We start from the raw sequence: 7,528 nt of genomic DNA, 5'->3' as shown, positions 1-7,528 counted from the left end.
TTCATGAAATTTTACGACGACCTAGCCCGAGCGGAATTATACGTAAAATTTTAAATTTAGCGGTCGAATTTTGCGTGGAATTTTACGCCGAGCCCCGCTAGATTAGCGCAGCCGCTCTTTTAAAATTTCCCAAATACCGGGCATTGCCAGCAGCCCATTATGCGGCGCGGCGGCTATTTCGTAAAATAAATCTCCGGTCTTAAGAGACCCCGCAAGATCATACGAGTGATGCACCGGTATCAGCTCGTCGGCGGCGCCGTGGATGAGCGTGATCTGCGTGCTGCGCGCCGCTTGCAAAAATTCTGCGGTAGGAATCTTGTAGCGGATCAAAAATTTCGGCACGAAGGGGATTTTTTCGTGCGCAAGCCGCTCGAAGCTAAAATATGGCGCGAGCAAAATCAGTCGCGCCGCATCCCACTTCGCAGCCTGCTGCGCCGCGATGCCGCTTCCGATCGAGTAGCCTATCATCGCGAGCCTCTTGGGCGAATGCTGCGCCAAAACGTAACGGCTCATCGCATCCGCGCTCGCCAAAAGCTGATCCTGCGATGAAATTTTGCCGTCCGATTTGCCGTAGCCAGGGTAGTCGAAAATATAAAAATCATATCCCAAAGCCGCAAAATCCGCGCCATATGCGCCCCAGCCGCTCACGTCGCCGAAGTTGCCGTGAAAGAACAAAATCGCGCCTTTAGGTTCTGCTGCGCTAAATTTCAGCCCGTTTATCGCCCCGCCCTCAAACGGGATATTGATCTCTTGAAATTTTATCGCAGCAGCGTTTGCATTATTGCCCGCAGCACCGTTTCCTGCGGCGTTTTTGCCGACGCGCTCGCCGCTAGTTTGAGCGTTTTTGTTTTTGATCTCGCCCGCTACGGCGCCGTTTTCTTTTACGCCGCCAATCGCCGAAGCGTTTTCGTCCGCGACGCCATTTGTCGCCGCGCCATTTTGCGTAGCGGCGGACATCGATGCCTCTAAATGCACGCCGCTCCCTGGCGCATTCACAAGTCCAATGAATTCGGAATTTTCAAAGCTAAATTTGAAGTTTTTATCTAACGGCTCGCCCAAAAATATCAGCCGCTCCTGAAAGATATAAAGTGCTGCCGCGATCGCCCCATAAAGGCATGCCGCGATAACGCACAGTCTAAGTAAAACCCTCATCGCCGTCCTTTAAATTTAAAACCGAGATGCGAAAACGCGCGGCGGCACGCGAAATCCCGTCTCGCCGCTAAGCTTTAAACTCGCTCAAAAACCACTGAAATGCTAGGATCAGCCCCGGCGCGCGCACGATCTTTTCGTCAAACATAAACTCTCGCGCTTTGGATGCGGGCAGATAAAAAAGCTCGATCTTCTCGCCGTCCACGCCGCCGCCAGCTCCTAGCTTCATAGATTCGTCGATACGCGCGAAGTATAAAATTTGACGGTTCGCCGCAAAGCCCAGGGCGCTGTAGTAGCTCGTGATAAATTTCAGATCTTTCACAGCGTAGCCCGTCTCCTCGAGCACCTCTTCGATCGCCGTTTGCTCCTCGCTGATGCCCTTATCTAAAATGCCCGCGCAAAGCTCATAGGTGTAGCCCTTCTCGGGCGAGTTGATTAAGCCTTCCTCTTGATAAAACCATACGCTGGGGCGAAACTGCTTGACGAGCAAAAGCGCGTCGCGCTGCGTATGATAAAGCAAAATCGAGACGCTATCGTGCACCTTGACGCAGTCCCACGCGCGCGCCACGCCGTCCATTTCGAAATTTAGGCGAAATGGTTTAACGAAATTTGAGCTTTTAAGCTCGGAAATTTTAAAATTTTTTATAGTAGTATCCACGTCGCAAGTCCTAAAAAGCTAAAAAATCCCACGATGTCCGTCACCGTAGTAAGCAGCACGGAGCTGCCGACGGCGGGGTCGATATTTAATTTTTTAAGCGTGATCGGAATGACGGCGCCAAAAAGCCCCGCGAGCGTTAAATTTAACACCATCGACATCGCAATCACCAGCCCCAAAAGCTTAATGCCGAACCAAAAATACGCCACAAACCCCATCAGCGTGGCAAAAATGAGGCCATTTATAAAAGCGATCGTGATCTCGCGAAAGAGAACCTGCTTTTTGTCTTTAAACGCTATCTCGCCCAAGGCCAGGCGGCGCACGGTTACCGTAAGCGCCTGCGTGCCGGTGTTGCCGCCCATGGAAGCGACTATTGGCATAAGCACGGCGAGCGCGACCAGCTTTTCGATAGTGGCGTCAAATAGCCCGATGATCGTCGAGCTTACGATCGCCGTGCATAAATTTACCGCTAGCCACAAGGCGCGCGCGCGGCCCGCCTTAAAGATCGTAGTCTCATCATCTTCGGCTTCGTCATCGACGCCCGCGAGGTTGTAAATTTGCTCGGTGGCGCGCTCTTGGATGAGATCGTGGATATCGTCGGCGGTGATACGCCCGATGAGTATGCCGTTAGCATCGACAACAGGGATGACGTTAAGGTCGAATTCCTCAAAATCCTTGATCACGTCGTCGATCTTGTCGGTATCGGTAGCGAAGTGGATTTTGTTTTCGGCGCCGAATTTTTGTGAAATTTCTTCCAGCGTGAGCGAAAAATCGTATAAAATCAGATCGGACGTCGAAAAGCTCGTAAGCAGGTGTCCCTTTTTATCGAGCACGAAGAGCTGAAAGACATTCTCGATCTCGTCCTTTTCGCGCATAACGCGCAGCATCTCGACCGCCTGCCCCAGGGTCTGATCCTGCCTAGCACTAAAGACCTCGGTCTGCATATACGCGCCGGCCTCGTCCTCTTTGTATTTGGAGATAGTGAGGATGTCGTGGCGATCCTCCTCATCAAGCCCGTAGAAAATCTGCTCGGCTTTATCCTCGTCGATGTTGCCGATATTTTGTAAAAGCTCCGCCTGATCGTCGCTCTCGAGCTCCTCGATCGCTTCGACGATCTTTTCGTGAGGCAGAGTCTCGATGACGTCTTCGAGCATATGATCGGGCATCTCGAGCGCCGCATCGGCAAGATCCTCGGGTTCGAGTTTTTTTAGGACCTCTACATATTTTTCTTCGTCGTGTTTTTTGAGAGTTTTTAGATGATCGGCAAGATCCGCCGCGCTCAGCTCCTCCTCTAGCGTATCGTCCAAATGCGCATCAAGAAGCGCTTTAGCTTCCTCGACGTCGTTTAGCTGCTCCTTGTTTTCCATAACTAGCCTTAATTTATCGTAATAAGCGGCTCGTAGTTTTCAAATTTAGTCGGATTTTTCGAGCCGTCTTTCGCCTTAGCCATCCTGGCGTCCATATCCTTGACGAGAGCTTTAAATTTAAGCTCCTCGGCGCTTATGACGTTGGTTTTTTCTATTTTTACTACTTTTAGGGGATCAACGGCCTGCTTATTTTTATAAAGTCCGAAGTGTAGGTGTGGCCCCGAACTAAGCCCAGTCGAGCCTACATAGGCAATGAGTTGGCCCTGCTTGACGCTCACGCCTGCCTTTGTACCGCCGGCAAAACCGCTAAGATGCGCATAAAGCGTGCTAATTCCACCGCCGTGGTTGATCTCTACGGTGTTGCCGTAGCCGTTTTTACGACCGACGAAAGTGATTTTACCGGCTCCCGCGGCATTTACCCTAGTGCCTTTGGGAGCGGCGTAATCCACGCCTAGATGCGCGCGATATCGCTTTAGGATCGGATGAAATCTTTTAGGAGTAAAATAGGATGAAATTCTGGTATAAACAAGCGGCGTTACTAGTAGGAAGGACTCGACCTTTTTACCGCTTCGGTCGTAGTATTTGTCGTCGAAGAAATAAAGTGATCTGGGTTTTTTATTTTCCTCGATCATTCCGGCTAGGATATTTACTCCGCCGAAAGGCTTGCCAAGGCGCGTTTTTTGCTCGTATAGAATCACGAGCTGATCGCCTTTTTGTAGCTTTTTGAAATTTACCTCGTTTTTAAAAACGAGCATAAACTCATTCGCTAGCGCCGTATTGCCGGTAGCTTTGACAATATCCTGATAGGGGGAGCTTTCGATCTTAATGCCCAAGGAGTAGCTGTTTTCCTCATAAACTATCGGGGTGTATACGAATCTAAAGGTATTAAATTTATCGCGATAGATGTGGATCTGAAGCTCGTCGCTGACCGGTATTAGCAGCTGAGATATGCGTCCTACGGGATCTCTGAGTATCTGACACTCCACTCCCGCGCGCACCTCGGCGGCAAGCTCCTGATCCTCTTTATCCAGATCGTAATACACCGACGCGGGGATGCCCGCAGTCTCCATAAATTGCAGCAGGCTCACTCCATCCGGCCACGCAAACTTCTCTACGCTGGAATTATTAGCTAATGCTACGCTCGCCCACAAAAAAAACAATATAAAAATTCTAATCATATAAAATCGCTTTGTAACGGTAATCGCAAGGTGGGATTGTAACGAAAAAACGCTTATATTTCGTAAATACCCAAGAATTTTATCGCTATTTTCAAAGTTTTATGTATAATTAGCCGAAATTTTATTCCAGGAGCAGAATTTTGAAGCGAATTTTATTAATTTTGAGCGTATTTTTAGCCTATGCTTTCGGCGCGGAATTTAATATGCCGCAATACGAGACCACCCTAATTAACGTGTCGCAAGGCACCGGCGAGATAACGGATAGCCCTACGATCGCCGTAGGCAGCAGCGGAGTGGTGATGCATAATTTCGGCAGCGGCGCAAGCTCTATCATCGCGCGCGCCGTAGTAACGCAAAAAAGCGCAGGCAAGGCGCAGGTGCGCTTCGAGGTCTTTGACATGCTAAGCCAAAAAGCGCTGCCGCTTCCTAAAATTTTGCCCGCAAGCGGCGATAAAGTGATCTTAAATTTCCTCTACGACCGCGCTCTGATCGTCGCGCCGAACGCCGAAATTTACGAGCAAGTATGCAAGGCTTTCCCCGGCATCACCTTCATCCATCCAGACCTCGGCGGCGCCTATCTTAGCTACAACCGCAAGCCGAACCCGAGCCGCGACGACTTTCGCAAAATTTGCGCGCAAAACAGCACGGGCCTCATTTTTATCGCGATGGACGGCGAGGGCGTATTTGCCGACTGCGGCAGCTTCAAGCCGCTGCGCAGCTTCAAAAGCGGAAAGGTCGCTTACTACCAGCTGCCGTTTTACTCGCGCGTGGGCGAGATAAAGACCCTCATTTGGGACTTCACTAATGGCCCGATCAGCGACTACGACAAACACTACCGCTATCTTTTGGGGCTGGATAGCGACGAAAAATAGTAAATTTAGCCGCCAAAATTTTACCTTTAAGATTTTTTCTTGAAGGTAAAATTTAAAATCTCCGTATTCAAAAAGCGCTTAATAGAACAAAACCTCTGAAATAGGATTTTATAAATTAAAATTTAGCCGTAGATTTATCGCTTTTTATCTCGTTTTGATGGATTGAAATTTTATATTTAATGCATCGGATTTTGCCGAGAAAGCTTGCCGTTTGAAAATAAATTTCAAAATGGCTCGATAACAAACTTTAAAGCGGCAAAGAATTCGAAATAAATTTGCCGCTTATTTTTTTCGCAGTAGGTCTTTTAGGCTCGCTTCCACATCCTTGCCGCGCAGTATTTCGTAAACCTCGGTAGCGATCGGCACGTAAATTTTATGTTTTGCGGCCAGACGGATGACGGCGCTTGCGGTGTAGACGCCCTCGGCGACCTCGCCTAGTTCGTTTAAAATTTCATCCAGCTTCTTGCCGCACGCAAGCCCCAAGCCCACGCGGTAGTTTCGCGAAAGCACGCTGGATGCGGTCAAAAACAGATCACCCACGCCGCTTAAGCCCAAAAAGGTCTCGTCGTGCGCGCCGAAAAATTTACCGAAACGCGCGATCTCCACGATGCCGCGCGCGATCAGACTCGCTCTGGCGTTGGCTCCCAGCTCCAGCCCATCGCAAACGCCGCTTGCGATGGCGATTACGTTTTTATACGCGCCGCAAATTTCGGCCCCCGCAACGTCGCTCGAGACGTAGGTTTTGATGTAGTCGGGAAAAACTGCCGCAAACTCCGCAGCCAGGCTCTCGTTGCGCGAATTGACGACCAGCGCGCAGGGGAGTTTTCTCATCACTTCGCTCGCAAACGACGGGCCCGAAAGAAAGGCGAGGTTCGCCCTTGAGACGTGCGCTTCAAAAATTTCATTTAAAAACCTGCCGCTTGCGGCGTCGATGCCCTTGGACGCGACTAGAATTTTTTGGCCTAAATTTATAAAATTTTGATCCAGCCACTGCGCGGTCTGCTGCGCCGCGAGCGCGAAAACGAGCGCCTCGCAATCAAGCGCCTCTTTTACGCTTACGAAATTCACAAGCTGCCTAGGCGTGCGCGAAGTGATGATGCACTCGTTTTTCACGCTTAGCGCGTCGCAAAGCGCGCTGCCCCATTTGCCCGCGCCGATAACCGCGATTTTCATTGTAGCCCTTTCGATCTTAATTTATAAAATTCCGCAAAACTTGCGCCGGATATTTGAGCGATCCGTTGGCGCAAATTTTAACCGCGTCTAAATTTATCGCGCGGCTCTGCGTTAAATTTAGAAGGCAGTTTGCTGAAATTTAACCCGCCTGCGTAAATTTAAACCTCACTCGCCGCGACGTAAAATTTTATCTGGATTCTTGCCTTATGCGAGCCGGTAAATTTCACTGCGCTTGCGTACACTAAATTTATTAAATTTAATCCACTCGTGCCGCCCGCCGTAGGTAAAATTTTACCAATTGTCTGAGCCTAGCTAAATATACGCCGTCTGTTTGTCTGCTCAATCAAACGCATCTCATCAAACTCGCCGCGAAGCGTGTCCGCAAAGCGCAAATCAAATTTCATGCGAGACATAAAATTTAGAAATTTTATCTCTAAATTTCATCTATCGCATGCGCTCCGCCGCCTTTTATTCGTCGTTCGCCGCCGCAAAAGCCGCGAAATCAGCCCAGCTTCTGTTTCAAAAGCTCGTTTACCTTTGCAGGATTAAACGCGCCCTTGCCCTCTTTCATCACTTGGCCTACGAAGAAGCCGAATAGCTTGTCTTTGCCGCCGCGATAGTCCGCGACCTTGTCCTCATTTTGGCTCATCACGCGCGCTATGATCTCCAAAATCGCGCCGTCGTCGCTTACCTGCCTCAAGCCTAGCTTGTCGATGACCGAGCTTACGGCCTCGTCGTGCTCCATTAGATAATCAAGCACCTCTTTAGCGGCCTTTTGCGACACTGCGCCGCCTTCGATCGCGCTTAAAAGCTCGTTCATCTTCGCGCTGTTTACGGGCGAATCCTCAATCGTAACGCCGTTTTTGAGCCTGCCCGCAAGCTCGACGGTAAGCCAGCTCACGCAGAGTTTAGGCTCATGCCCCGCCGCGATCAGATCCTCGAAAAATCGCGCGTTTTCGTAGGTTGAGATTATGATCTCGGCGTCCTTTTCTTTAACGCCCAGCTCGCGGACATAGCGGGCCTTTTTCTGATCGGGCAGCTCGGGGATCTGTCGCGCAGCAGCCAGCATCTCGTCATCCACGATCACGGTTAGCAGGTCGGGATCGGGGAAGTAGCGGTACTCGGCGCTGTCCT

6 protein-coding genes and 1 pseudogene are annotated in these 7,528 nt (G+C 50.1%); 1 reads left to right on the top strand and 6 read right to left on the bottom strand.

Annotation, left to right across the window (positions count from 1 at the left end; genetic code table 11):
- Nucleotides 1-102 precede the first annotated feature (102 nt).
- From Q0438_RS05315 to Q0438_RS05300, 4 genes are all read right to left on the bottom strand, one after another.
- Nucleotides 103-1,152 carry an alpha/beta fold hydrolase gene (locus Q0438_RS05315; RefSeq protein ID WP_299188216.1) on the bottom strand — a complete coding sequence of 350 codons (1,050 nt, stop codon included), beginning with the start codon at nt 1,150-1,152 and terminating at the stop codon, nt 103-105.
- A gap of 67 nt (nt 1,153-1,219) precedes the next feature.
- The gene (locus Q0438_RS05310; protein ID WP_299188214.1) at nt 1,220-1,807 is read right to left on the bottom strand and encodes an NUDIX hydrolase; all 588 of its coding nucleotides are present in this window, start codon (nt 1,805-1,807) and stop codon (nt 1,220-1,222) included.
- A complete protein-coding gene (gene mgtE, locus Q0438_RS05305; protein ID WP_299188211.1) occupies nt 1,792-3,171 on the bottom strand; it encodes a magnesium transporter in 1,380 nt (459 codons plus the stop codon). The genes Q0438_RS05310 and mgtE overlap by 16 nt, the downstream gene beginning before the upstream one ends.
- Before the next feature lie 8 nt (nt 3,172-3,179).
- A complete protein-coding gene (locus Q0438_RS05300; RefSeq protein WP_299188208.1) occupies nt 3,180-4,349 on the bottom strand; it encodes a peptidoglycan DD-metalloendopeptidase family protein in 1,170 nt (389 codons plus the stop codon).
- 140 nt (nt 4,350-4,489) lie between these two features.
- On the opposite strand from Q0438_RS05300, the gene Q0438_RS05295 reads away from it, so the two are divergent.
- Nucleotides 4,490-5,221, top strand: coding sequence for a plasminogen-binding N-terminal domain-containing protein (locus tag Q0438_RS05295; RefSeq protein WP_299188205.1), 732 nt, complete (start codon nt 4,490-4,492; stop codon nt 5,219-5,221).
- Between the two features lie 282 nt (nt 5,222-5,503).
- Here Q0438_RS05295 and Q0438_RS05290 read toward each other — a convergent pair whose 3' ends face one another.
- Nucleotides 5,504-6,394, bottom strand: coding sequence for an NAD(P)H-dependent glycerol-3-phosphate dehydrogenase (locus tag Q0438_RS05290; protein ID WP_299188202.1), 891 nt, complete (start codon nt 6,392-6,394; stop codon nt 5,504-5,506).
- A gap of 502 nt (nt 6,395-6,896) precedes the next feature.
- Nucleotides 6,897-7,528: pseudogene (gene gatB, locus Q0438_RS05285) on the bottom strand (Asp-tRNA(Asn)/Glu-tRNA(Gln) amidotransferase GatCAB subunit B); the annotation flags it as partial.

Source organism: uncultured Campylobacter sp., assembly GCF_938030785.1.
In the GTDB taxonomy this organism is placed as follows: Bacteria; Campylobacterota; Campylobacteria; order Campylobacterales; family Campylobacteraceae; genus Campylobacter_B.
Note: the sequence above shows the minus strand (reverse complement) of the source record. Positions and strands in the feature narration are given on the sequence as shown.